This is a genomic window from Paenibacillus mesophilus, assembly GCF_005938385.1.
Classification (GTDB): Bacteria; Bacillota; Bacilli; order Paenibacillales; family NBRC-103111; genus Paenibacillus_AB; species Paenibacillus_AB mesophilus.
The window spans coordinates 256,539-282,381 of the sequence record NZ_VCRA01000006.1; the positions used below are offsets into that span (position 1 = coordinate 256,539).

20 protein-coding genes are annotated in these 25,843 nt (G+C 43.6%); all 20 read right to left on the minus strand.

What is annotated here, in order from left to right:
* Positions 1–11: 11 nt before the first annotated feature.
* Positions 12–2,657 (minus strand): Z1 domain-containing protein, encoded by a 2,646-nt coding sequence (locus tag FE783_RS13680; protein WP_338015843.1) that lies wholly within the window; start codon positions 2,655–2,657, stop codon positions 12–14.
* Positions 2,650–4,125, minus strand: a complete 1,476-nt coding sequence (locus FE783_RS13685; protein ID WP_138879924.1) for an ATP-binding protein — start codon at positions 4,123–4,125, stop codon at positions 2,650–2,652. Before FE783_RS13685 ends, FE783_RS13680 begins: the two co-directional genes overlap by 8 nt.
* Positions 4,126–4,273: 148 nt before the next feature.
* Positions 4,274–5,980, minus strand: a complete 1,707-nt coding sequence (locus FE783_RS13690) for a DNA cytosine methyltransferase (RefSeq protein WP_138879925.1) — start codon at positions 5,978–5,980, stop codon at positions 4,274–4,276.
* 167 nt (positions 5,981–6,147) lie between these two features.
* On the minus strand, positions 6,148–6,885 hold the full coding sequence (locus FE783_RS13695; protein WP_138879926.1) for a DUF6339 family protein: 738 nt from the start codon (positions 6,883–6,885) through the stop codon (positions 6,148–6,150).
* A 12-nt stretch (positions 6,886–6,897) separates the two neighbouring features.
* Positions 6,898–7,761, minus strand: coding sequence for a hypothetical protein (locus tag FE783_RS13700; RefSeq protein ID WP_138879927.1), 864 nt, complete (start codon positions 7,759–7,761; stop codon positions 6,898–6,900).
* The gene (locus tag FE783_RS13705; RefSeq protein WP_138879928.1) at positions 7,751–9,694 is read right to left on the minus strand and encodes a hypothetical protein; all 1,944 of its coding nucleotides are present in this window, start codon (positions 9,692–9,694) and stop codon (positions 7,751–7,753) included. Before FE783_RS13705 ends, FE783_RS13700 begins: the two co-directional genes overlap by 11 nt.
* 10 nt (positions 9,695–9,704) lie before the next feature.
* The gene (locus FE783_RS13710) at positions 9,705–10,751 is read right to left on the minus strand and encodes a DNA cytosine methyltransferase (protein ID WP_202916186.1); all 1,047 of its coding nucleotides are present in this window, start codon (positions 10,749–10,751) and stop codon (positions 9,705–9,707) included.
* A 226-nt stretch (positions 10,752–10,977) separates the two neighbouring features.
* The gene (locus FE783_RS13715) at positions 10,978–11,598 is read right to left on the minus strand and encodes a hypothetical protein (RefSeq protein WP_338015844.1); all 621 of its coding nucleotides are present in this window, start codon (positions 11,596–11,598) and stop codon (positions 10,978–10,980) included.
* Complete coding sequence (locus tag FE783_RS38820) at positions 11,588–11,866, minus strand: helicase-related protein (protein ID WP_338015845.1); 279 nt, start codon at positions 11,864–11,866, stop codon at positions 11,588–11,590. Before FE783_RS38820 ends, FE783_RS13715 begins: the two co-directional genes overlap by 11 nt.
* A gap of 411 nt (positions 11,867–12,277) precedes the next feature.
* Positions 12,278–12,943 carry an MAE_28990/MAE_18760 family HEPN-like nuclease gene (locus tag FE783_RS13720; RefSeq protein ID WP_138879929.1) on the minus strand — a complete coding sequence of 222 codons (666 nt, stop codon included), beginning with the start codon at positions 12,941–12,943 and terminating at the stop codon, positions 12,278–12,280.
* Positions 12,943–13,977, minus strand: coding sequence for a DUF262 domain-containing protein (locus tag FE783_RS13725; RefSeq protein ID WP_138879930.1), 1,035 nt, complete (start codon positions 13,975–13,977; stop codon positions 12,943–12,945). Before FE783_RS13725 ends, FE783_RS13720 begins: the two co-directional genes overlap by 1 nt.
* 481 nt (positions 13,978–14,458) lie before the next feature.
* Positions 14,459–14,956 (minus strand): hypothetical protein, encoded by a 498-nt coding sequence (locus FE783_RS13730; RefSeq protein ID WP_138879931.1) that lies wholly within the window; start codon positions 14,954–14,956, stop codon positions 14,459–14,461.
* A gap of 84 nt (positions 14,957–15,040) precedes the next feature.
* A complete protein-coding gene (locus FE783_RS13735; RefSeq protein WP_158301793.1) occupies positions 15,041–15,913 on the minus strand; it encodes a metallophosphoesterase family protein in 873 nt (290 codons plus the stop codon).
* 7 nt (positions 15,914–15,920) lie between these two features.
* On the minus strand, positions 15,921–16,784 hold the full coding sequence (locus tag FE783_RS13740; protein ID WP_138879933.1) for an endonuclease/exonuclease/phosphatase family protein: 864 nt from the start codon (positions 16,782–16,784) through the stop codon (positions 15,921–15,923).
* A gap of 31 nt (positions 16,785–16,815) precedes the next feature.
* Positions 16,816–18,603 carry a NosD domain-containing protein gene (locus FE783_RS13745; RefSeq protein WP_138879934.1) on the minus strand — a complete coding sequence of 596 codons (1,788 nt, stop codon included), beginning with the start codon at positions 18,601–18,603 and terminating at the stop codon, positions 16,816–16,818.
* A 37-nt stretch (positions 18,604–18,640) separates the two neighbouring features.
* The gene (locus FE783_RS13750; RefSeq protein WP_158301794.1) at positions 18,641–19,927 is read right to left on the minus strand and encodes an ABC transporter substrate-binding protein; all 1,287 of its coding nucleotides are present in this window, start codon (positions 19,925–19,927) and stop codon (positions 18,641–18,643) included.
* A gap of 236 nt (positions 19,928–20,163) precedes the next feature.
* Positions 20,164–21,828, minus strand: a complete 1,665-nt coding sequence (locus FE783_RS13755) for a type 2 periplasmic-binding domain-containing protein (protein ID WP_138879936.1) — start codon at positions 21,826–21,828, stop codon at positions 20,164–20,166.
* A gap of 44 nt (positions 21,829–21,872) precedes the next feature.
* Entirely contained in the window at positions 21,873–22,955 is a 1,083-nt protein-coding gene (locus FE783_RS13760; RefSeq protein WP_138879937.1) for a response regulator transcription factor, read from the minus strand.
* Positions 22,952–24,679, minus strand: coding sequence for a sensor histidine kinase (locus tag FE783_RS13765; protein ID WP_138879938.1), 1,728 nt, complete (start codon positions 24,677–24,679; stop codon positions 22,952–22,954). Before FE783_RS13765 ends, FE783_RS13760 begins: the two co-directional genes overlap by 4 nt.
* Positions 24,680–24,829: 150 nt before the next feature.
* Positions 24,830–25,816 carry a restriction endonuclease gene (locus tag FE783_RS13770; protein ID WP_138879939.1) on the minus strand — a complete coding sequence of 329 codons (987 nt, stop codon included), beginning with the start codon at positions 25,814–25,816 and terminating at the stop codon, positions 24,830–24,832.
* Between the last annotated feature and the right edge of the window lie 27 nt (positions 25,817–25,843).

Sequence of the window (25,843 nt, forward strand, 5' to 3'; positions counted from 1 at the left end):
TATGAGAATTCTTACTTAATAGTTTTGTTTACTTCATAAATCTTAGAATCATCTAAAACTGAATCAGGAAACGAGATTCCGATTCCAATCGGTACCATGTTCTCACAAAAGGCAAATCCTAAGTCGTCAAATACTTTTACTTTAGGGTGAAGCGGGTAAATAAGAAGCATCCCATTTTCATTTGGTCTCAGTTTTCTAATCTCTTGCTTGTCTTTCATATTCTTTATTTCAGCATGATCGAGATCAATAAATTCCTGCCGCGAAGCAACTATAGCCCGTATATCAATTTTCGCCTGTCCTTGATTGTTATACTCTTCCGCATTAACACCACGAACTACAGCTGAGCCAATCTTTAATGTCCCAAGACGTACTGGAAACTTCTCAAGACCACTCTTATCGCTTGGATCTCCTTCAACTACTGCTACGGTCCAATATAATAGCTCTCCAATATCATTAACTTGCTGAATATAATTTACAATCTTGGTGCTATCAACTTTATCAGCCCCTTGGCTGGTTTTATATTCAGATAAGAATGTTAATACTTTATCGACGCCAACTTTCTGAGCCATGTAGTAACCCGTTTTCCCCGAGCCTATACGTGTCTTTTTGAAATCGGAGGATAATTTATTTATTAAAGTCTCTGTTACTTTTATATTGCGAGAAAAAAAAGATTCCTTGTTCTCATATATACGTGTTTGCTGCAGGGTCAGCCTATAAATTACATTTGTTATAGAGGCATTTCTCATTTTTAACGGACTTGTTAATGTCATAGTTGGATGACTCAGCATTTTTACTGCGTATTCCAATGGTGTCTTTTTTGCTTTTGCCAGCCTATCAAATTCTCTCCGCAGTTCAATCATGGCAATGGCAAGATGTTCAAAATTAGAAGCAATCTCTGCGGTAGTGTAGATTCTGCATAAGTCCATATATCCTTTTCGATATCCAAACCAGCGTCCCATCTGCATTAATGTATCGTACATTAACGAATTCCTAAAATAGTAGGTTATGCTGAGTCCCTCAAGCGTAAGTCCACGTGATAGCTTGTCTCCGCCAACTGCGATTACGTTTAAACCGTCCTCTTTATATTGGTGATAGTCTAATGCATCTTTACTATTTCCATTTATTTCAAAAACACTGACTTTGTTAGAACTTTCCTTAAGCTCCTGATAAACCTCATCCCAGCTGAATTCTTTTAAGTCACCAGGCCATGCTTTGCTTGTTGGAATTATATCTCTCTCATAAAGCTCTTTAAGTGCGTTTACAATCATACTATTTTCGTTATATTGAATTTGCGTAATAATTTCTTTGAATACTTTGTCAACACCGTCTTTTACACTCGACTGAACATCTTTAAAACGCGAGGTATGAATAAGCATTGAATTATGTTTGTTCCGCTGACCTCGCAGATTTCGTACAGCGATCGTTAAAAGAAATGCCAAGATCGATTCCTCCATCTGAGGAGGAACCTCTTCAAATTTATCAGCGTCACCTTTTGTTTTAATTCCAGTAAAGACTTCTATATCCGCATCCCTTAAAGGGCGAATTAAACTTGGGCGTGGATCGTCTGCTTCTTCTTCAACATTAAAGAATTCTTCTGGACCACAGTATTCTTTAGGTTTGGGGAGCCCAACAAGAAAATCCTTTGGGTAAAGATCCTTTCCTCCATCTTCCGTTTTGGCCTCAGCACTAATTAATAAATTTGCAAAGGGCGTCGCTGTATAACCCACATAACATCTCCTGTCGAATACCTCCAATATCTGCCGTATTAGCTTATTAATAGTTTTTGGATCTTCATCCTTGGAAGTATCAACCGATGCCTGATCTGCTTCATCATCAATAATTAAAACAGGAATATCTAAACTAAATAACTTCTTCTGGTATTCGAGCTGATTTTTCAGCGACTCCAGAACAATACTATTCTTTTTAACAACCATAAGAGTTTTTTGATTCAAATTAAAAATACCGCTTGGTTCAGACGAGATATCACGTTCCACAGTAGTCCAAGAAGAAATAATATGATTAGGTGTATTTGCATAGATTTGGGCAACTCCAACCGGTTTTCCAGTCTTATCGACTCTGCTGCCAATGACTTCTTCATCTAATCTTAACTGTGTCTGGGCCCGGAGGTCATTATGTACCCCTGATAATACAATTACCAACTTATATCCAATATCGTAAGCTTTATTAATTAACCCTGTGAAGTTGGCAGTTTTCCCAGATTGCACATATCCTAAAACAAGCCCACGCTTGTCAAAAGGATAAATATCCTCTGGGTTACCCAAGGATCGCATGATTTCGTTTGTTGAATCATCAATGGAGTCAACGGCCTCTTGATCCCAATTCTTGACTCTGATTAAATAGTCTCTGTAACGGGTCCAAAAAAAAGCTCCAAAGAGTAATTTGGGGCTGTACCAATTTCTATCTTCTTCTGAACGTAATACAGGTGTTTTTATGATGTCAAAACCAACATTAAATTTCATATACATTTCTAACGACCACTGCTCAACCAAACTTTCTCCTATGTTTTGACCTTGAATAACGAGCTTCGAAAATTCTAATGCCTTCTCAGCTGCTTTCTCTTGGCTGGGCAAAACAGACTTCAAATTCATATAATTAGTCGCAAAAGTGTGTTCAAATAACTTTTTCGCCTCATTCATGACTGACATTCGCCTCTTCTATAATTGATTTCAACGTTTTGCGATTTAAACCATCAAAAGCAGGTTGAGTAACAAGTGCATCTATCAACTGCTGCATATTTTGTACAACTTGAAGTTTAATTAAGGTAGAAGCAAACTGGATCACTAACTCTTTCATGGCATCGGTAACTATTTGAATTGATTCTTCCTCTACTTTGGGTGAATCGGTTATATTACTGGGTGACCCCAACTGAACAAACTTTAAATACAAGTTAAGCAGCTTCGAAGTTTCATCATCTATTTTTTCCTGTATTTCTGATAAAATAGGGTGATTTCTATTTAATACAAATTGCTGCCCTTCATCGCTACCTGATAACTCCCAAGTATTGAGACTCCCTTTGAAGGTTTGACTAGGATGGGATCCTTGAGTCCGATAATAAAAGACATCGCGCGAAATTTTACGAACAAATCTTGCAATTGTTTCAAGTCTTGTTTTTGCATTATCTGGAGGAATAACTGCAGACTTTTTAATATCTACCTGCCAATCTTCATCTGCAGCATTTGGTAAATCGATTCGTACTCTTGCCAGTTGGGATGAAGTATCCTTTTGAAACATCCCCAACCAATCTCCATAATGCAGCAACCTATTCTCACGATATATATAAAAGCCTTGATGATCTCTCCATCCTCTGCTGCCCCCTGCCCTTTTGTATTCCATTTCATTTAAGAATGAAGCATGAGGAAGAACATAATATTTTACTTTAATTTTGTTTCCATTTATGTTTAGAACCTGTGTTTCACCTTCCAGAGTAGAAGGGTGTTTAACCATAAAAGGATCCCAGGGATCTAGCTCGTTTCCATTTAGGATAACCTGAACCTTACCGTTTTCTATTATTGAATGAAAGACAAACTCTAAGTGATGATGTATACGACGGACTTTGGCATAAAAACTGCTTTCATGTATCGTGTTTACGCCTCCCGCTCCCATAAACCGATCCAACTTATCAATACATATTACTGTGCCGCTATCTCCTTCAAAATCGCACATGAACTGCCTAACTTCATCCGGAATTGCCGTAAACAGCTGCCATTCATTGCATTGGGAGACATGATCTAGATCCCAACAGCGCTGCGCATAAATCCCATTATGTTTGGTAAGAACACTCAAGCGCTTACCTAGAGAAAATGAGGCTGTCTTCAGCCCCATACCAAATCTTCCGAGTTCATTTGGCTGCCTATCTGCACGCGGGTCTTTGGAACCAATATTCATTGCAGCTTGAAGCGTATCTTCATTCATTCCATGACCATTATCCGCAATAATTATGGCACCATCGTTTCCAAAACACTTAAATAGGAGAATGATTTTAGTCGCTTTTGCATCAAGGCTGTTATCAATCAGATCTGCTATTGCAGTCCCTGCATTATACCCTAGAGAACGAAGTGCATGGATAACAGGGGTAGCTGATGGCTGAGATATAACTATACTCATAGTGGGTACTCCTAGGTTTAAATAAATATTTCCGATTATTATATATACAGCAATATTCGACATAGAAGACCTATATCCTTTATGTAACAACGATATCCTTTTTTTCAAAATAAAAGAGCCTCCTACTCAATGAGCAGAGACTCTAAGCTTAAACGATAGCTGTTTCTTGCGGCGATATTAAATTTTTCAATGTATCTTGAACATCTACTCCCAGGTATTTTAATACCTGTTCAGCCACTGCCCTGCCCAAAAGTGGAGGGACAGCATTTCCAATCTGCTGATACTGTGAATCTTTAGAACCTTCAAAAACAAAATCATCAGGGAAAGTTTGAAGTCGCGCTGCTTCCCTAATACTTATTGCTCGATTTTTACGCGGATGTATCCACATTGACTTTCGAACATTCAAAACAGTCCCAGAAGGAGCTCGATAATCAAGTCTCAGATATACAGTATTTTGAGTTCTACCCGGATCAGAATATGTTTGTTTGTAGGATTCGTCTAGATCGTGAAAATTTTGACCTGGCTCCAGTGCTTTAAATCTTTCCAAGGCCGTATCAGTCGTTTCCGTCATAACATGGTTATGAATTGTACTAGTAGTTCCACGCAAATACTGAAGAAGCGGGTTACAACTATTAAGAAGTGGTTTATTAATAGGTCGATTCCCTTCCATTACTGTAAATGGTTCATTTTCCTCAAGATCTCCAATAGCATCCTGCACTTTATAAAACTGATCTGGATCCTTAATAATCGAATCCGGAAGGACTACAGAATTATCTCCTACGAAATCTGTTTTAACTCCGATAAGAACGAGGCGCTCTCGAAGCTGCGGCGCACCGAAATGAGCAGCATTTATGATATGATCTTCATTTATTACATAACCAAGGCTCTTAAATTTAGAGAGTAAGTAATTCATTACACCATACGTCTGCACACTAACACAAACATGCTTATGATCGAGTAAAATATCGACTATCTCAATGTTATTGAATTGAATTTCGCTCATCTTCATCAGGACTTTTTGAACTTCAATGATTTCATTTAAAATTAAAAACAAATCGTTTCGGGATGAATCGGCAAGCTCTTTACTCGATAATAAACCCCCAAGCTTCAGCCACAGTTCTTCATAAGCAGTACTCCAATAACTGTTATGCTGTTCTTTCCATTTCAACAATGTTTTCTGTAAGGCATTTTGAGCTTTTGCAATATATATATGAGCCTCTTTCTCTTTTCTACTTATATGACTTATCTTAGAAAACAAATTCTTATCATTAATTATAAATGGAGACAAATCAATGTTGTTTTCAATGCAGTTCCTTAGAAAACAAACAAGATCATAAGATAAATTATTCTGTTTTCCTAAAATAACTTTGTCAGGTATTAATTCTATTCCTAAGTCCTCCACAATCTCTTTCTGATCTTTTGATGAGTAGAAAAATTTATGTTTATCTGATTTCATAGCCTTGACGTTTTCCATTACAAAGGCATCCGGTTCCAATTCTTTTATAGCTCTGACATATTCCTTTACTAATTGATTATTAGTTGAAATGAGCTCTGACTTCTGTCGGTTTGCATTTGAAAATCCTTGACAAGGTGGCCCACCAAAAACAAGATCTATCTTCTGCCAATCATCTTTTATCTTTCGAAAGCTAACTTTTCTGATATCCTTGTGATACCCAATAGCTCTTCCATCACTCTCATGATTATAACGATTATGATTCCTTATATATGTTTTCTGGGCAGACTCATTGTTCTCCACCGCGGCCACAATTTTCACTTGACCTGTTTGTAAAAAACCTAAACTTAACCCACCAGCCCCGGAAAACAAATCGACCGCTAACAGCTTTTTACTTTCCATTGTACTCCCCACCTTTTATTCACGAACGTATGTTCTATATAAGCAGCTTAACATTTCATAGATTATTTTTCAAGTGGCATCTCGTAAATTATTAGAATACAACATTTCGAAGGAACATGCTATACAAAAATAATAATCCTACCCCTGTTTGTTGGGCAGGACTATTATTACATCAAAGTTTCGATTTTCTCTCTAATAAGTTCCTCTAAATCTTCTCGATCCAAGGTATCTAAGATTGTAACACCACCAAGCTGATTAATGTACATCATCAAGCTCCTAAAATTCTCTCTATCAATAAATGAGGACTCCTGCTCTTTCTGTTTCAGTACTGAAAGCACTGCTTTAGTTATATCTGGATTCCTTGAGAAACTTCGTTCAAGAAGACTCTGGGCAATATCCAATTTAGAAAGAAGTACTTTCGTAAGTTCAAAGGGATCTTCTCTATTTTCATCGTAAGAAACATAGCCATACCACCATAAACGCGCTATTCCATTTCGGATTAAAGCTCTATCTCGATTGGCCATAAAGAAATAACGTTCTTTAATTGCCTCTTCCGGTTTATCTTTATCTAAATACGACTCCACCGGCCATCTTTTCCTCATGTATTTCCAAAAGGTAGTGTGGGTTAAGTAAACCCATAATCTTTCATCTGTAGCTTGTAAAATTGAAAGTCCTTTCAAGGTAGTATATATTTTTTTTGTATTTTCAAAATCAAAATGGATTGTGCTGCTCTGCGGCATATGTAAATCTATATTCTCTATTCTGATTTTGGAAGGAAAGTTCCACGTGGTTGCTCCAAAATATTTATCAACCCAAACCTCCTCCCCTTTATATTTTTCGAGATTATTTATAATGTTAACTTTCAATTCCTCTAGGGAATTATCACTAATATAACTTAATTCCATAAACCCGACACCTCAGTCTTCATCCTCAAAATTAACAAGAGCTAATAGCGAAGTATTAAGCGGTTCTCCGATAAGCTTTTGAGCAACAGCTAGAGTCGAGTCCGAAAAAGTACTTTTATTATCAATATCAATTCCTAACTCTTTAAGTCTGCTTCTAATCACTCTATACCATCGGCACTCTTCAAGATCAAATTCCTGATCACCCGCGTTTTTAATTGTTTCTAATATAGATACTAACGCCGGCATTATAATTAACGAAGATAACAAAGGTTGTAGATTTTGGTTTAAAGAAATCGTTTTATAGTGTTCAAAGTTGTCTTCAGATAGCTTAATTATAATTTTGTGACCGGAAGAATCCATGTCAAATGACGGCATATTCTCGCCGCGGTTAGGCTGAACAGAAAAAATGGAAGGAATCCTTCTTAACGGATCATACTCTTTTTCTGCGAAGAACGTCCTTTCGGCGTCAATCGCTAAAACATCACCCTTTTTTACAAAAAAGGTGTGACCTTCATAATCCGGGTGAAATTCAGGTAATGAATAATGCTCTATATTTTCTGCAGCTAATATAAAAGAACAGATCTGTACTTTTCCTTCTATTGAATCGGCAGGCAGCTGAAAGGTAAAAATGGGGTCAAACGATTTAAATATTTTACGATACCGTGTTGTCGAGCATTCAAAATGAAATGCGAAGCAGGCCTTTTTCTCTTCTATAAGCTGATTGATTCCATCACTACTGGTTATACATTGTGCCTCAAAGATATAGGTGTTTTGGGTCTTGCTGCTTTTAAGTGATGCCTGAAAATCGCTATCAATGACATCGTCCGCAAAATAAGATAAGACCGGATGTGGATATTGGCGATAGTTAATTTGCATGAATCGCCACCTCCAGAGCACAGCGAAGTGAACCTTCAAGAGTAACTAATAAGTCAGATTTTTTATCTTTATAAAAAGATACCGGTCCGATTTTTCCATTTTTCCCGACATCCACACTTTCCCCAGTTTGCTGTAAAATAACCGATTTCACAGGAGCCGGCTCTCCACCTACTTCACCAATAACTTTAATTCCGATATATCCAGAGCCCTCTCCATCTGTTTGAATGGATACTTTGTAGAGTGCAGCATTAGGATCTATACAGAAAATTCGAGAGCGGACTAACCGCACGTTTTTGCTCGGTGCAGCTGAACTATTCCCCTCATTTAATTCCCTTGCCTTGGAATCTCCTGGTTGATCTTTATTACCACCTGTATCTTGTCTTTTATTATCTTCTCCGCCTGACCCCTTGCCGCTACCTTCAGTGGAGCCATCTCCACTTCCCTGCATATCTTCCTGGTCTTCAGTAGCGGCTGCAGTTTCCTGATAAACGTCAAAACTCTCGTTAATTCCAACAAATGCTGTTTGCTTCATTTTTCTATGATTAATTTCAATCTCAATATCTTTAGGAGCCACTTTTTCTCCCTCAGAACCGCTTTGTACAATTTCCTGCTGGGCTTGAGTTTCTAAAGAAGGATCATCTTTGTCTGCCAAATATTGACTTAATCCTTCTACATCCAATTCTTCTTCATCACTAACTACTGTTATTGAACGAATCTTTTCATTTATCCATCCGTAAAGTTTTCTAATAATTCCCTTAGCCTCTTCCGGATTCTCGTGTCGATCTGGCTCCCAAGCATTATGTGTTGGCGGCTCAATTTTTCTTAAAAAGTCGTTTATGCCTTCACCTTTTGCAACCATTACACCTGCAAACTTAAAGGGGGTTCGGAAGCTCCCCTTATCATATATTTTCATCCCCGTCCCTCTGACCATAGCAACCCGCTTAGGAAGGTCCTTTCCTGGGAGAATAAACAAGTCTATCTCACCAAGACCTAAAAAGTCCTTATTAGGGAAGTGGTATCGATTCGAAAGGGTATATGCTTCATAATAATAATACGAGAGGCATTCAGGGTCATTTTTTGTATACTTCTCTAATAGACCTGCTAGTGAATTAGCGTTTATGGTTGTGTCTCCGACCTTGACGATTAATTTTTCGTTTAATATAGCAATAAAGAAATTTTCAAGCACAGATTTGATTATTTTTTCTTCCCATCCGCTCTTCTCATTAAAACCAGCAACAAATATATCCGTCCCTATATCCGATCTTCTGAAAAGCGCATTTATCTCTGCTGTTGCAGTAATTGGTCTGTTTTTCTCAATTACTCCAAAATACCCAGTCCCCTGCGTCGGCTCATCATGTTCATGTAGGTGAGTTACTAACTTGGCCACACCTTGAAAGGCCTCTGCTCCAGTATTCACTTCTTTTGTACCGTAAAACACGGTTCTTAAATCAGAACATGCAAAAGGTGCATGTTTACCGATTCCGAAGGAGCCTCCTGATTGTGAATCCTTATCTGATGAACCTACCGATTTTATAAGGTTGTGCCATCCACCTCTCTGCCCTTCGTTAGCTCCTGTTAACCCTGTCGTGTTGTAATCACTAATTTTCAAAAAAGGGATTGTTTCTAGTTCCATAATTGATAGAGCATTTTCGAAAAACTGCTTGGTCCTAGCATTATCCTGCCAATACTCTCTACATGAATTAAGTATACTTATAAATCTGTCTCTTTCTGGGAAGAAATGAGCTGGTACATATACCAAGTTAAAATGAACCTCTACCGGGCCGTTGTTTTTTGTATCCTTCGCATCACAAGAGTTCTGATTAATTTCTCTTGCCAAAGAATCCAGAGGATTTCCCCGAAACGTTTCAATTCCCGCATCATTTAGCCCCGTTATCTGGCCATAATTGTTTGGTGGAAAATTCCAAGTTATCATGGTGATCTCCTTATTTTTTTGCACTATTTAACGTCTTCAGACATTGTGCTGCTAGTTTTTGTACAAGGTCAACCGTAACAGCATTTCCGATTTGCTTATATTGTTTAGCTTTTGGCATCCCTTCTGGAAATAAAAACTGGTTATCTTTAAACCCCTGCAGACGAGCACATTCTCTGGGTGTCAGTTTTCTTATACCCCAATCATCTTGTATGACAGGTACGTTGTGCCCGCCTTCACCCATATTTGCCGTAAGAGTGAAAGTACAATCTTTTTTGTTCTCTCTAACGTAGGCTCTTCTTAACAAATAAACAGAATCTTTATCTCCCCTTGCAATTTTTTCTGCAAACATTTTCCCGTACTTAGAACTCTCATCGAAATAAAAAGCAGGATCAGCTTTCATTTCTAAATCTAAAAATTCTCTAACGTCTTTTAAGCCTTCCTCATTTATTGTAGGAAAATTAAAGTTATTGTTATTAAAATAATCTCTCGAGAAGGCAACCATATAGAGTCGTTCTCTGTTTTGAGGTATCTCCGTGTGCTCTCTAGTATTAAGTATCCTTGCATTACTAAATTGCGATCGAAGGTTCCCTTTCTCATCCACTGGTGCCTTAAACCAATAACCCGCATTTTGAATCTCAACCTCTATTCTCTTAAAAGTTTGACTTTTATTATGGGATAGAAGGTTTTTTACATTCTCAAGTACAATTATCTTGGGTTTATTTCTCCCAAACTCCTTCAACAATCTTATTATTTCAAAAAAAAGTTTGCCTCTCGGATCTTCAAAGCCAAGTTTATTCCCTGCAAGAGAAAAGGATTGGCAGGGGAATCCTGCAGTAAGGATATCTACTGATTCCAAATTATCACTTATTACAGACAAGTCTTCAACGGACTTCTCATATAGCCTAGTTTCTGGGTAATTATGTTTATATGTTTGACAAGCATAAGGATCCAGCTCATTTGCCCATATCACATTAAATCCTTCGTTTTTAAAAGCTCTGCAAAAACCACCAATACCTGCAAATAAACTTCCTACTGTATATGTAATATCCTGTACCAATTCTTCCAACTCCGTAAACATAGAATAACTAATTATTTTTCTGTATATAATTCGACGAAAAGCGACTTTCTCCTTCACGTTCGGGTTTAAGTGATGGATAGCATCCTGCACCAAGTTATCTGGATCTGACGAATCATACTAATAAAAATTTGTTTGTTACTTAACGAAATGCCTGTGTTGCTTTGAGTCTATCATATAAAATGATCAATACACGAATACCCCATCATTACTGAAGGGGTCCTTGCTTTTGCTCTTTGCGCTCAAAATGATGATGCAGCCTATAAAGGCAAATTTCTTTTGTCCAGCGATACAGGATAGACCGATACTCATGAGCGAGCTCAATTCTTAGACTAAACGCCCCATCCTCGAAGCGGGTCATGCTCCCTTTAGCCGAACCCCACTTCGCCATTGGCATACGTTCAATAAGCTGGCTAACCCCGGTCTCATTATACTCCCAAAGCCGTTTCGAGTCCTTATCTGAGAAATCGATTCGTCTCCGGTACTCCTTTTCCATAAGGAAACCGTGAAAGAACGGCGCTACCTCCTTATGGAATTCATTCCGATATTCCCAGCTGTTGGATCTGCCATAAAGGTAAAGCTCTAGATAAGTAGGGATTCGTCCGAGCTCATTCTTTAGATCAAAGAAAGAACGATGCAAACGCTCGCGATGCGGTAGCTTCTTACGGCTTAATTCATCGAGCAGATTGATGACTGCCGTCTCCAGATGAAGCTCACATCCGACCGGTACAGATGGAATAAGTGATTCCTTTGCTGTTCCCTTTGCTTCCCCTTCACTTGCAAATAATCGAAGCTTCACATCTGCATTTCGGTAATAATTAATTTCCAATTGAGTCAATGATCGTACAATGCGACTTCTGCTCCGACAATCGCGGCCCCCGACCAACTTGTTGTGTGAATACCGTTAATGATTCCGTTGGACGGACGAAAAACAAGGTATCTACGCTAGGAATATCTACACCCTCATTAAACAAATCGACTGTGAATATGACTTCTAAGCTCCCTCTGGCTAAACGTGTAATCGCATCTCCCCTTGACCACCGTTCATGGTGCAACATGGGAACAACTTGAAGCCTTGAGACGTTATAATCAAGCATCACCAAAACAACTTGAATACCAATTGGCTAATGACCCAGGCTTCTATTGCCAAGTTATTAGGACTGTATTCAAATCAAAGAAAGAAGAAAATTTAAAGGAAGCGCCGTGCGAAGAGAAAAGTAATATTGCCCAAAATGCTTTTCGATTATAGAAAACCTCCCCTTAACGTTCCCGTGAGGGGGAGATGCAGGGAGCTACGCCCCACACTCGGACATATCCGAGTGTGGGTAAAAGGAAACGCCCGTCAGTAGAGAAGCATCAAAGAACAACTCGATTTCTTTAATATTTTTTCTGATGGATAGCTACCTCGGTGGGCGTCTATCTTGATTATTGCTGATCCAGAAATCCAAGTTATTCAATACACTTTTCTTGACCTGAAAAATTGCAGAAATTTCAGCAATAAAAATTGACTACTCTTTCAAATAATGCCTATTAACAATGTAATTTTCAAGCACCATTATAAAATAAGTACAGTATTCATTTATGGCTTCAAATCTTTTTGATAAATCGTCGGGGGTAAATCGTCTACCTATTTCTGAAGGGGATTGGTTTCCATGAGCTATTGAATTTCTAAACTCCACGATCTCATGAATCCTACCTCCTATTTCAGGTCTAGGAAGTATTGGGTCTTGTATCGAAAATGAATTCCAAATACTTCCAAGTTGCCTATAGCGAATATTTTTTCCATCAGTGGGTATCAGGTCATTAGCAAAAGTAATAATATTGTCATTCTGAAATAGATCAAAGAACTCCCATCTTCTCTCCCATTTTCTTTCTATGCCTGTCGTGGTCAAAGAAACAATATCACTGTTAAGAGCCATACTCAAGAATCTTGGTTTAAAATCACTTATTTTGATATTCAGGTTACTTATATATTCCAAGGTACTTGAAATACAAGAACTTATTGTATACTCATACACACCGTATAAATGAACAAAAAATAGACCCTTCATGCAAGTTACCGATGGATTTGCTGGCGTCGTTCTTCTACGGGACTCACTGAGTTTTATATACTTTATGGTATTTCTAATTTCAATAAGTCTTCTTGTTGATTCCGATTTGATGTCTTCGAACATTATCTGCCCTCAAACTTTTGCATACAATATTCAATTCTCTTTCGTACCCTTGGATTTGAATTTGTTGCTCCTGAAGTAAGCGTCTTTAGTTCATTGGAAGCTAGCCAATTCCCAATACTGTCTGTTACAATATCCCCATTTTTGATGTAAGCTAAGGCTGCTCCTACCGATACAGCTTCAAATAAATTATAAGGAGTCGTTTTAAGCCTTCTTGTTATTCCGTTTGGGACTGCTCCCGCTAGCTTAGTAAAAACTTCGTAGAATATCTTCTTATTTTTTTCAAAATCAAATTTCCCGCTCGATTCTTTCATATATTTATTTAAAAAATCAACCACACTGTGGCCAAAATTCTGGTAATTGTATAAGTATGCAAAAAAACGCAAAACAAGTTCTTCTCTCGTGCCGTCACTCTCCTTTTCCTCTGGCAATCTTACAACTGCCTTAAAGACTTCCACTTCCGAAAGTTCCTTTAAGAAATCATTGAAAGGACCACGATAAATGCAACTTCTGATCTCTTGGTCGGTAAGTTTAATACCGCCGGTATTAAGCCTCTCAAAAAGATCAAATCTGACATTTAGATCACTTTTGTCATTTAATGTTGTTATTTTCAAAGGTTTGAGCAAAAAATTTAATTTTAAAGTGTTCGGTAATTCATTAAACGTCAGGTTATTTAACTCGGTAACCTTTTCTAGGCCAGTTATCTTTAGAGGTTCTTTTAAGTTGATTTTTGACAAAGCTTCTTTTTCACCAGCAAAATGAATTATTGAACTAATTCTTTGAACACCATCAATAACTTCCCATGTTCCATCTGGATTAGTTGCCATAAACAGGTTTGGTATAGGTATTCCAAGGAAAATTGATTCAACAAGTGCAGATTGCCGTTCTGGATCCCATCTAAATTGCCGTTGGAATTCAGGGGCAATATCAATAATACCCTCAGTTACCATATTGATTATTTCTTTAACACTGAAATCGTATGAATCAAAATCAACCTTTAGTTTCTGTTCATTTAACTGATTGGTAAGGTTACTCATTCGGTACCTCCTAAATCGGTGCTCATATTGCCATCCTAACACAAAATAACCTCAGATATAACACAACTAAAAATTCATGTTCCATATTTTAGTATTATCTACGTAACATTACTTTCATCGTTTGTCCATGCTATGAGTCTATATTCAATTTTTTAAAAAGTGAACCTCGCAAAGTTCACCTTATCACTCTGTACTTTTAATCTTGTATTTCTAGCAGGTGACTGCACGCCACATGCCCGAGTGTGTAAATACTTAAGCGCACATAATGCATCGAATTTTGGTAAAAAAATGGAGCAATACGATATGCACATCCCAGTTAGCCTCCAACAATCTAAATCTATTAATTTCGTCAACAATCAGTCAACTACTAATATCTTGCCTCTGTTTCATGGAGCCATTACATCTGTACTACTCACCAAACCCGCTCCATCACTGCAATCTCAGCCCTCTGTACCATCCCTCACCAACAAAGCCACTGATTCTATGTGAACGGTATGCGGGAACATGGCTTATTTGGTTTCTGTCTGCCCGTGAAGCGAAGCGTTTGTTTTCCAGAATCAAGGACTAGCACATCTTTTAGAGCCTTGATCGGCGTCTGGATCAAGCCATTAATTTGAAAGCCCTGCACCTGGCTCCATCGTTGACCCGTGCTTTCCGGAGGCGTATCGACTGGCAGCCCTTGCTTCTCGCGGGATTGTAGCTGTTGCAGGAAGCGTGCACGTACCAACGTTACGGGCACCTCCTGCTTCTTCAGCTCCTCTATTATGTCGAGAACCGCTAGGATGAGGACCATCTTGTATGATTTTTGTTTATGGGCGAAGATGCCCTTTAAAAGTGGGGGTAGCGTCATGGCGATCACCTGGGTAGTTGGAATCAATAATCGGGACTTTCGACGTATTACCACTTGATTCGACGTTTTCCAATCGATTCCTTCTTTGGGAGGGGCTTTTCCATTCTTCGGTTGTGTGGGAGTAAACACAAGAAAAAATCCCCCTCTGCAATACCGAGAATTGGCTTCGCCGGCCAAATTCTCGAGTAAGAAGGGGGACATTCCTTTATGATCCTATGCCGAATCTCCTCGCAGCTCCCGGTAGGAGAGCGTCCACGTCCCGTCATGAGCAATGGATAAAACGTGCATGAAAGAGTGTGATTCGCTAATCATGGCAACGCCGTTGATAAACGTTTCATAAGGCGTGCGGACTTGGATTTCTGCAACCGGGTGTACATGATGATGACCGGCGCAGTGTATGAGCTGGAATGATTGCTTTGCCTCTGCAACCCGGTCGACCATCGCGTAATAACGGGCGACATCGGGCTGATGGAAGTATTTCAACGGGCCGGCCATGCCATGGTGGGAGAACAAAAGCACGAGAGATTCCGGGCAAGTCCGCATTTCATGTTCGAGCCATGCGATCGCCTCTTCCTGCAACGCTCCTTCATACGTTCCGACACGGTGTATGCCATCTTCCCCAATATTGGTATCGAGCAGCAGCAGTCGTACGCGGATCGCCCCTTTCTGCAAGCAAAGCGAGCAGTTGAACACGCTGCCGGCGACAACCGGACGTTTCGTATAACCGAGTTGTTCGACTAGAGAGAGGTAGCCGTTGTCGAGATCGTGGTTGCCGATCACAAGGTCTTTGGGCACAACAATGCGGTCCCATTCCTCTTGAAACGAGGCGAGCGGTTGAACATGATCGGTGATGTCTCCGGTACAGATGACGTAATCGGGCCGTTCCTTGTTGATCGTATCGACAGCTTGTCGCAGTTTTGGCTTGGCTGCGTAGTAATGCCGATTTCCTCGGATCGCCCCCTCCGCTTGCGGTTGTCCGGTTACCGCATCGACCAGATGCAGATCGGTCATCCAGCAGATGTGCAAGGCATCCGGTGCAAGAAAGGCGGCAGGTGATGCCGTTACGTCAGCGCGAGTTGATTCCATAGGGCCATTACCTTTCGTTTGGACTGTCGGCCGAAGCCCCTTGAAACGACAGGTCAACGTATACCGGACAATGATCGGACGCATCAAGTGCGCCTTGACTAACAATAGTCTCGTACACGAATATGCTCACTGTGCCGGCCGTGTAAAAGATATGGTCAATGGCCTCAGCGTATTTGCCTGTCGGCGCAGGGGTATTGGCAAACCTTTGCAAGGCTTCGTCCCATTCGGGGTAGGGATGGTAGGCATTCGAGTCCGATGTGCGGACGGTTGCCCCGCTCTGGGCATCGGCGAAACCATGGTCAAGCAAGTTTCGGATCGGGTCGCTCGACGCCCGGCAGTTAAAATCCCCCATGCATAATACGGGTATGCGTCGTATTTGCATGATGGCGGCGACGACATCAACGAGCTCCTTGCTGTTGTTGATTCTCGCCTCCTTGCCCGCGTCGTCTTCTGTCCAGTAGTAATGCGTGTTGCATACGGCAAAGCGACTTCCAGAGCTGTTGCACTCCAGTTCCGCCCATGTGACGGATTTGGAGTTTGAATCGTTTAAGCCGCTAAAGGAGTGGAATCCGCTGCGTTGGACCGTAAATTTATCCTTCAGGTACAATAACGGCGTATAATTGTTGCTCAATGGCCCTATATCCACATCCACCTCGGCATAATGAGAATCCAGCAAATCAAAAATATTGATCGGCTCCCGACGGACTTTGGGCGACACTTCCTGCAGCCCCAGAACATCGGGCCTATAACGAAGAAACACGTCGGCCAGATTGTCGTCCCTGTTGGCGATCGCCTTATCGCCGCAGTTGCCCCATATATTGGAGGTCATGATTCGAAAAGTCTCCGGATTGGTTCGTTCGATAAGACTCATAGCCCCACCCCCTTGTTATCTACGAAAGAAGTCAGCCGGCTGTAAATACCGGAGTTCCGCTATCGCTGACCGTCATCTTGAACCGTGTGCCGTTCGGACTGTGAATGTAGATGCCTTCGAAATTCGTCGCCCCCAATATGCTTTCTCTCGCTGTCTTGCCCTCCGCGTTATTGTCCGTAACCTGTACGTCGCTGCATGTGTTTGTGACACTGATTCCGTACTGATTCTGGTTGCCGGAAGCGGCCTTCTTCACTTTATTCCCGGCCACCCGACCGTTCTTGGCCATATTCGCCGCCAGAATGCCGCTTCGCGTGTTGTCGGTTTCGGTCGCGGGAGACTCGATGACGTTGCTTTCCACTTTGAATCCGTCGAGGCTTTGTATGAAAATCCCCGTCCTGCCGGTACGCTGTATGAAGTTGTCGTGTACATTCAGGTTTGCGGTTAAACCGTTGTACCGATAATCCGTATCCGGCTCCTCGGTGTATACCGCTTCTGTCGTCATATCGATAAACGTATTGTCGTGAACCGTACAGTTGCTTACATAAGAAAGGAGTACGCCGCGGTATTGGTTGCGCAATAGGTTGCCGCTGATCGTCACGTTGTTCGCCCATTTGATCGTGATCCCGTTGTTCGCGGCAGGTCCTTGCTCGAATACGTTGTCCGCGATCAGAACGGATTCGACTTTGGCATAGGTGGAAATGTCCTTGACGGTACCTACGCAATATATATTCGTTGTAACCGTTCCTGTGAACGTATTGCCGGCGATGATATAGTTTTTACCGGATTGCGGCAAGCCGCTTTGAACGCCGTTCGCGTCTTTGGAGCCTTCGGTGTTCGCCTGGGTATTGGACAGCATCACGCCCATCTTGCAGTTGATAAACCGATTATTCGCTACAATCATATCCGAAAATTTCAAACTGCGCACGCCGCCGTACGTCATTCCGTCGAACGTATTGCCGTATACTTTGATATCGGAGCAGTACAAGTTGTGAACGGAGGAATGATTGCCGACACCGGTCGGCCAGGCTTGCGTGCCCGTCGTTCCGCTGGCACCGAAATAGCAGTTGCTGACAATGACATTCCGGCACGGAGTTCCATCGAACACGCCAAAGTAAGGAAAACCGGCCTGAAGAAGCGGGCTGATCTGTATAGCCTCCCGCAAATTGCTCGATGGGTCAGTCTGGGGGTCCACATAGCCTACAAACCGGCAATTGTCCACCAACACATCTTCGCAGCCGTTCATATCGATCGCATGGCAGTTCGGAACGTCGCGCACCTCAAGGTCCCGGATCACGATATTTCTCCCTCGCGCCAGGGCGAAGCAGTTGCCGGGGTCCGGAAACTGCACAACGTTGCAATCCCACACGCCCCCCTCGATGATGATGTTGCCGTTCCCGTCATAGCCGGAGAAGCTGACGTTGTTCAGACCGTTGATCAGAATCGAAGAGTCGTGGCAGCGCAGTATAGTCGCACCCTTCTCCAAAGTCAGTCGCGTGTTGCCGAATAGGCGAAGCGCCGCCGTTGTCTTATAGGTGCCTCGCGGCACAATGACATGCGAGAAGCTCCCCGTTTTCGCATCATTCAATGCGTTTTGGATAGCCGTCGTATCGTCAGTCGTCCCATTCCCGACAGCTCCATAATCCTTCACATTATAAATGGGCACGGTTGTGGGTGTTGGACTTGCCGACACCGTATCGGCATCAAGCGCGTTCCAGATGGAAGCACCCGCAACGAAAGCGGCTCCCGTGATCCCGGCCGCGGCAAGCACGTCTCTTCGGGTCATTTTGTCGTTTCTGGGCGATTGCTCATACGATTTCATAAGGTCCCTCCCGGGGATAGCTCGTTAACCGCCATCCTTATTTGTTGGATGCCTGAATAATCGCTTGATTGATTTTCTCTTCCGCATTCCGAAGCGCCGTGTTGACGTCATATTTGTTATTCAAAAAGTTTTTGTATTCCGCTTCCATGATCGTCGACGCTTCGCCGGAATATTTGGAGAATTGCAGCCCCGGGGTGTACGTGCTTTTGAACATAGCTTGAATGTTCTTGCCCTTCAATAACGGGTTGTCCGCTCCGTAAGCTTGCTGGAAGCTAGGATCCTTCAGGGCGCTGACGCGGCCGGTCGAACGGACCATGGCCTTATGCACTTCGTCGGAGGACAGCACCTCGATGACTTTAGCCGCCGCCTCCTTCTGCTTGCTCGTCTTGCTGATTCCATACAGGTGGAACGAATACGGCCCCAGGTTGTTGGGCATTTCGCTAAAGCTCGGGTACTGGACCAAATCCCAGTTCAGCTTTCCATCCGCTTCCTTAAATAGCGGTGACGTCAAAATATTGTAAGTCGCCACCATCGCCAGCGTCTGGTCCTTGAAGAACGGATTCCAGAACGTTGTTTTCTGCGCATTGGCAGACACGTCGTTCAACATTTTTCCAAGCTCAAATACTCTCCTGTAGGGCTCGCCGGTTACGCTTGCCTTATTGGTCGCCGGGTCAACCGGGTTCAGCGCGTACGGCTTGGCCAGCCTTACGAATGCCTCGGGATGCAGCCCCATATACTGTACCCCGTTATCTTGACGGGTAAGGGCTTTGGCCAGCTCTATCGCCTTATCCCACGTGATGCCGTCCTTGGGGTAGGTAACGCCGAATTTATCGAAAATGTCTTTGTTGTAGAACATGGCGGCAGTCAGCACGGCGAACGGAACTCCGTATAGAGCGCCATGGGATACGCTTCGGGTTGCCTCGATCGTTCTCGGATCAAACCGGTCGAAGTTCATTTTGCTTTTGTCCAGCAACGGCGTCATGTCCTCAAAAAAACCGAGCTCTTCGTACTTGGCGAATTCGGAGTTCCCTATGGTGAACAAGTCAAACTGCTGCTTGGTGGCGATCACGTCCTGCAAAGACATCTTCGTCCTGTCTATTTTCTCTACGGTAATATACGGATACTTCTTTTTCAATGGCCCGTTGTACAAAATCTCGAGGTCCTCATCGCTCACCACCTGGATGTCATACAATTTTAAAGTTACCGGCTCCGGCGGCTTTTCCTCCTTGACGGCATCGCCGGATTTGCTTGATTGTCCTTGGCTGCAGCCTGCCGCAACTATCGCTGCGATCGAAAGTAAAGCGGTTGCTCGTACGATTCGCACTGTACCCACCTCTTGGTTTTTTATTTGCCTTGCTGAATCCCCTTTCATGCTTATTATAAAAGGAGCGCCCTCCAGACAGTCAGACATGGCTGTCCTTGTCAATGTCGAAAATCGTAATTGTTAGGATCCGTTTTTTCTACATTGTCGATAGCAATCCTCACACCTGCCCCTATTTCCGAATCGCGCAAAAAAAGCCTGACGGCTATTTCCGTCAGACTGCAGTTTCCCCCCGCCGGTTACTTCAACTCGGCGATTTCCTTCTCCACTTCCTTCGTAATCGTATCTCCGCCATGCCTTCGCCATTCCGATACGAACGTCTCGAAATAGTCGAGTGGCTTATCGCCTACTAGGATGCGCATGAAGGACTCATTCTCGAGGTTGAGCAGCTCTCCCCATTTCTCCTCCATAGTATCGGTTATTCCGTAAAACTCGTTGTACACCGGAACGTTTACCGGACTCAGCACCGCATTTCCGCCGCGGTATTGATACAGCGTATAAGCCCAGTCCTGCGGGGAGGCCGTCAGCGCACGGAAGCCTTTCAGGTAGTCTTCGAATATTTTGCGATCGGAATTCGGCAACCGCTCGGGGGACAGCTTGCCGTCAGCCGCATCCTTTAGGCGTTGAAAACGGTTCACTAGCGTATCCTCCCTTCGGAATGTCGCCTGAATCGGCCGGACGCTCCAGTTCGTTCCAGGGCTGTCCATATACACTTGGGACGTTCCCGGCACATTGTTGTCCAGATCCGCCATCACATTGATTGCTTTAATGATCGCTTCCGCATGCTTCGCCCCCTTCCTCGCCACCATGATGCGTCCGAGCGGATCGGGTTGTCTCGTATAATAGTTGCCGTCCGGCGCAACCAAATAATGCGCGTCCCATTCCGCCTGCGGATTGTTCTTCACACTATCGGCTAGCAGCTTCATCGGCGCGGATGTATATCCGGTACCAATGCCGGCCTTCCCCTTGCTGATATCCTTGGAGAACTGATCCGGCTTGACCGTGCCGAAATCCTTATCGATCAGTCCGGCTCGATACAGCTCGCTCAGCTTGCCGAGCGCTTGTTTCGTATTGTCCGTTATCGATCCGTATACGATCCGGCCATTCTCGTCCTTGATCCATATTTTTGGAAACGCTTTAAAAGCGCCGAAGTACGGGTCCAGTGAATTATTCCGGATTGTTTCCGTCAAAAAAGTCGATGTGCTCTGTATGCCGTACGTGTCATCCTTTCCGTTGCCGTCCGGATCTTGCCCGATGAACGCTCTCGCCACCCGTTCCATATCGTCGATCGTAATCGCTTCGGGCAGCTGTATCCCGACCTTCCTTAGCCAATCCTGACGAATCCACACAACCCCATCCGAATCATGCGTCGGGAGCGTAGACGGAATACCCAGCATCTTGCCGTTATGCGTCACTCTTCTCATCAGTTTGGGTCCGGAGCCTTGTATCACTTCTTTGAGCAGCGGCGAAGCGTACTGCTCGTATAGCCTTGTCATGTCCTCCAGCATATCGGCCTCCGCGAGTGTCTTGAACTGAGCTTCCGTCACTAGCAGAAAGTCCGGGATATCTTTACTGGAAATAAGCATGTTCACCCTCTGGGCATAATCCGAAAGGGGATATTCGAAGGCATGCACGAACTTGATATTGAGCATCTCTTCGAGTCTTTTGGTATAACGGTTGTCGGAGAACGAGTCGCTGGAGCCTTCCGGCCATTTGCTCTCCAGATTCGTGTAATAGCCTATGCGCAGCGTAACCGGCTCCTTGTATTTGCCATTGGAATCCGCCACATTCCGAGCTTCTGACGGCAAGGCGACAGAGACAGCCTTCTCGTCTTCCAAGCAACCCGCAGCGGAAAGCAGCACTACCCCTAGCACGAGTCCCAGCATGCCTCTCTTGACCATCATGGATTCCGCCCCCTCCCAGGAGATGATTCATGCTTTAACGCGTATCATTCGTTCGCTTTGGCTGCCCCTTTCTCCCATGCGGAAATCCGAAATTCAGAGGGAAGAAACCCGGTCTCCTCCTTGAATTGCCTGCTGAAATACCGATAATCCTGAAAGCCGCAATCGATGGCGATATCCGCAATGTGGCGATTGGACTGGATCAGCAGCAGCTTCGCGCGACCAATACGCAGTTCCTTCAAGTATTCGGGAAAGGGCTTTCCCGCAATATCCCGAAAGCATTTGCTGAAATAGCTCCGGCTCATTCGGGCTTTGGCGGCCATGGCGCTTTGCGTCACCTTGGCATCCACATTCGTTTTGATGTATTCTACCGTGTCCAATATCGACAGTAGCACATAATCCGGATAGGAGGAGCAGAGCAGCTTGTCACCGACAGCTCTGCGGAAGCGGGTAATAAAGGTCCGCCATTCCTCCCAATTGTCTACCTGTTCCGATCGGTTCAGCCACTCGTGCAAGTCGCCCATACCGATCAAGCGATTTACCTCCACAAGTAAGGAATGCATCACTTTATGGAGCTTCGGGATCGGCGGTTGAATCGTCTCCAGGCGAATGCGCAGCTGATCGAAGTCGTCGTCGCGGATGGCCCAATACAGCTTTAGCCATTCATCCATGTGCGATTGCAGCATGGTCTCATCGGAATCCAGCCAGACCGTCGCGACTCCGCGCCCTTCACTGCGCTGCTCGGCGGCCAAGTCTTTTATCCGATCGGTAATTCTCTGGAGCGCCTCTTCCAGATTGCCTGTTTCAAGCTCGGTCTTGACGATATAGTCAAGCGCGCCCAGCCTGAGCGTATCCTGGATATAATGAAAATCCTGATGACAAGTAAGGATAACGACATGGATTCCGGGGTACTGCTGACGAATACATCGCATGAGATCGAGCCCGTTCATCGCCGGCATCGTCAAATCGGTGAAAATCAGGTCCACGGACTTGTCGGCAAGCAGCTCCAGCGCTTTCCTCCCATTGCTTGCCTCGGCGACAATCCGGATTCCAAACGATTCCCAGGGTAAAGTCGTGATCAGTCCTTTGCGTACGAAATATTCGTCTTCGACGATCATCGCCTGTATCATACGGCCTCTCCTTTTCCCGTGTGAAACGGAATGCGAAAGTACATGGTCGTTCCTTCGTTCGAGGAACTATAGGCTTGTAAACGCGCGCTCTCGCCGAAATGCACCCGCAGCATCGTATCCACGTAATTCAGTCCGATGCCCATGCCTACTTGGTCCCGCGCAGAACGATCATGCTGCAGCAGCTTGCGTATTTCTTCCTCGTCCATTCCTTTCCCGTTATCCTTTACCTCGACAAGCATATTGCCGTCTTGTTCAAGAGAGATTGTCAATTGAATCAGGCCGCCGACGTCCGCCAATCCGTGATACAACGCGTTCTCGATTAAAGGCTGGAGCAGAAATCTGGGCACCTTGGCGTCCATCACTGCCGACTGGGTTTGGATTTGAACGCTAAACTCGTAGTTGTACCGGATTTGTTGCAGCGCAACATAATCGTTCAATGCATTCATTTCGAGCCTCAGCTCGACGAGATCCCCATCTCTTCCCAGATTATACCGCAGCAGCCTGATAAAAACGGTAGCCAGTCGGACGATCTCGTCTTGTCCTTTGGATTTGGCCAACCACTGAATCGTATTGAGCGTGTTGTACAAAAAATGCGGATTCATTTGATGGACCAGCTTTTCCACCTCCAAATACCGCTTCTCTTCCTCATTCAGCTTCAATTCCTTCATCAGTCGGCCGATGTGGGTTCTCATATCTTGAAACCGCTCCATCACTTCGTCAAATTCCAGAACATTCGTCTTCTGGGCGGATGGAGCCGTTTGCGAGACAGAGTCGAAATCCCCTCGCATCTTATGGATCTCGCTGTGCAGCCTCTTGAAGGGCGTGACAAGGATTCGCCAAATCCACCATCCGATGACAGCACTAACGAGCAGGCTGATAGCCGAAATGGACAGCCAATAGGCGGTCCAACGATTGATCTCGTTATGATACAGCTTCTTGTCGATAATCGCATATACGTACCAGCCCAGCTTCGAGCTCTGAGCACGGAAATAGTAGTGGTTATCAATAACCTGGTACCGTTGTTCTTCCAAGCTGCCCGGCATGACCGTGCCCAAGGGGAACAGGCTTTCGTCTTGGCTGAATACGATGCTTCCTTTCTCGTCGGTCAGCACCTGCATGGCTTCCATCCCGTATTGACGATGATTCAGCATCTGGTTGTAGATCTCCGGATCACTCTCGACATAAATATCGTACTTCGACTCCGCCAGCAAATCTGTCGGCCGGGATATCGAAAAAACAAGCTCCTGACCGCCGCTGAGCGTACGGTGCGGCGCATGGTGCGTCACCCCCTTGTCGATGGTCAGCACCGGCAAAACCTCCCGATCCCCGCTCGACTTCACCGGATAATTCTGAAATATGAAATCTTTCGTTTCCCGGTTGGCAATGTAAAACAACCCGATATCGGGATTCGTGTAGGCAACCAAATTCAAATGGTCAAACACGTTTTGGCTCAATATATATTTATCAATGGCCGTATCGGCCTTGAACAACAAATTCAAGTCGCGGTTCGTCATCTGCTGGGACACATAATTCAGGTTGCGAAACAGGATCTCCATATTCGATCTAACCTGCTGCAGACTGCTGTTTATTCCGCTGGCCGTCTTGCTGTCCAAAACCGTATAAATGCTGTAATACGACGAGACGCCCACAAGCAGGATCGGCACTATGGTGCTCACGAGCAAACCGACGAACAAACTCTTTTTCAAGGAATGCGGTTTGTTCATTGTTTTCTCCTTTAGGTGGTAGCAATAGTATAGGGAATTTCGATACGCCGTAGGCTAATTCCTGCCGTAGGGTTTGGAAAAGCATTTTCACCCGGAGACAACAAAAGCACTCGCTTAAGAGTGCTTTGCTATGATCTATACCAAACTGTATTAAGATGGTACATATATTCTCTTTAATGGAATTAAAGATTGCTTCTCAACGGGCATCTTATCGTACCATTCATTAATTAATTCAACGATTCCCGCTAGATCTATTAATTTAACACCATTATGTTGTGCCGCAGCTTTAGCCGCAGTTGTAAAACCTCCTGTAGATACAAACAAACAGCTTGCCCCGTGTGGATTTGCCCCTATGAGTTGTTGCACTTCAGGCCCCCCGCTAGCGGCATGCCTATGTTTTACTTGTACCTTGATAATCGGCTTTTCAAAACCAAAAGCATCGCGATGAGCTAATACATCTACCCCACCATCAGGACCTTTGGAACTTACTGTAACTTGATATCCCATCGCTTGAAGCAAACCGGCGATTAATTCTTGCATTTGCCATGGATCTAGTTTATCTACTAAATCTTCAATCATCGTCTTAGCTTGTTCTATAAATACTTCCTTATCAAAAGCTTCAACTTCTTCTTCATCTGTTACCAGCGATTGTGGTTCTGGCATACCATTCTGCAAGCCTAGTAGCTCACGCCCCCAATCGTCAACACGAAAGATAGTTAATATCCCACCCAATGAATTTTTCGCTCCTTGCGATAGCATATCACGGGGGACTCTCTTTTTATCCCAGGACACAGATATGACATTAGGATAGTATGGATCTATGATATCTGGTCGGTATTCATGTGCCTTAGTCACTACACCCAACAAATATTCCCTTGTTTCTTTTGAGTAAGTGATTACTCTATCGTTAACTTCTATCTCGCTAAAAAACCTCCAAACTTGACCAGCCCATGAAAGACGAGTTCCAGGTTTCTTATCTGCATAAGCTACATGAGCTCTTTCAACAAATTTTTCTTTTGATGGATATGTTTTGGGATTTCCTAATTCAGCCCATCCAATAGAGGCTACATGCTTGCTTTGCCATTGAGGAATTAGCTCGTTATTATCACCTGCACGCACCATCCACCATTTTGCCATATGTATCCTCCAATGCTGCGTTAAATG

Bases quoted from the DNA above. Each gene is read 5' to 3' on its own strand.
- FE783_RS13680 (WP_338015843.1), bottom strand. From the start codon at position 2,657: ATGAATGAGGCGAAAAAGTTATTTGAACACACTTTTGCGACTAATTAT.
- FE783_RS13685 (WP_138879924.1), bottom strand. From the start codon at position 4,125: ATGAGTATAGTTATATCTCAGCCATCAGCTACCCCTGTTATCCATGCA.
- FE783_RS13690 (WP_138879925.1), bottom strand. From the start codon at position 5,980: ATGGAAAGTAAAAAGCTGTTAGCGGTCGATTTGTTTTCCGGGGCTGGT.
- FE783_RS13695 (WP_138879926.1), bottom strand. From the start codon at position 6,885: ATGGAATTAAGTTATATTAGTGATAATTCCCTAGAGGAATTGAAAGTT.
- FE783_RS13700 (WP_138879927.1), bottom strand. From the start codon at position 7,761: ATGCAAATTAACTATCGCCAATATCCACATCCGGTCTTATCTTATTTT.
- FE783_RS13705 (WP_138879928.1), bottom strand. From the start codon at position 9,694: ATGATAACTTGGAATTTTCCACCAAACAATTATGGCCAGATAACGGGG.
- FE783_RS38820 (WP_338015845.1), bottom strand. From the start codon at position 11,866: ATGCTTGATTATAACGTCTCAAGGCTTCAAGTTGTTCCCATGTTGCAC.
- FE783_RS13720 (WP_138879929.1), bottom strand. From the start codon at position 12,943: ATGTTCGAAGACATCAAATCGGAATCAACAAGAAGACTTATTGAAATT.
- FE783_RS13725 (WP_138879930.1), bottom strand. From the start codon at position 13,977: ATGAGTAACCTTACCAATCAGTTAAATGAACAGAAACTAAAGGTTGAT.
- FE783_RS13735 (WP_158301793.1), bottom strand. From the start codon at position 15,913: ATGGAATCAACTCGCGCTGACGTAACGGCATCACCTGCCGCCTTTCTT.
- FE783_RS13740 (WP_138879933.1), bottom strand. From the start codon at position 16,784: ATGAGTCTTATCGAACGAACCAATCCGGAGACTTTTCGAATCATGACC.
- FE783_RS13745 (WP_138879934.1), bottom strand. From the start codon at position 18,603: ATGAAATCGTATGAGCAATCGCCCAGAAACGACAAAATGACCCGAAGA.
- FE783_RS13755 (WP_138879936.1), bottom strand. From the start codon at position 21,828: ATGATGGTCAAGAGAGGCATGCTGGGACTCGTGCTAGGGGTAGTGCTG.
- FE783_RS13760 (WP_138879937.1), bottom strand. From the start codon at position 22,955: ATGATACAGGCGATGATCGTCGAAGACGAATATTTCGTACGCAAAGGA.
- FE783_RS13765 (WP_138879938.1), bottom strand. From the start codon at position 24,679: ATGAACAAACCGCATTCCTTGAAAAAGAGTTTGTTCGTCGGTTTGCTC.
- FE783_RS13770 (WP_138879939.1), bottom strand. From the start codon at position 25,816: ATGGCAAAATGGTGGATGGTGCGTGCAGGTGATAATAACGAGCTAATT.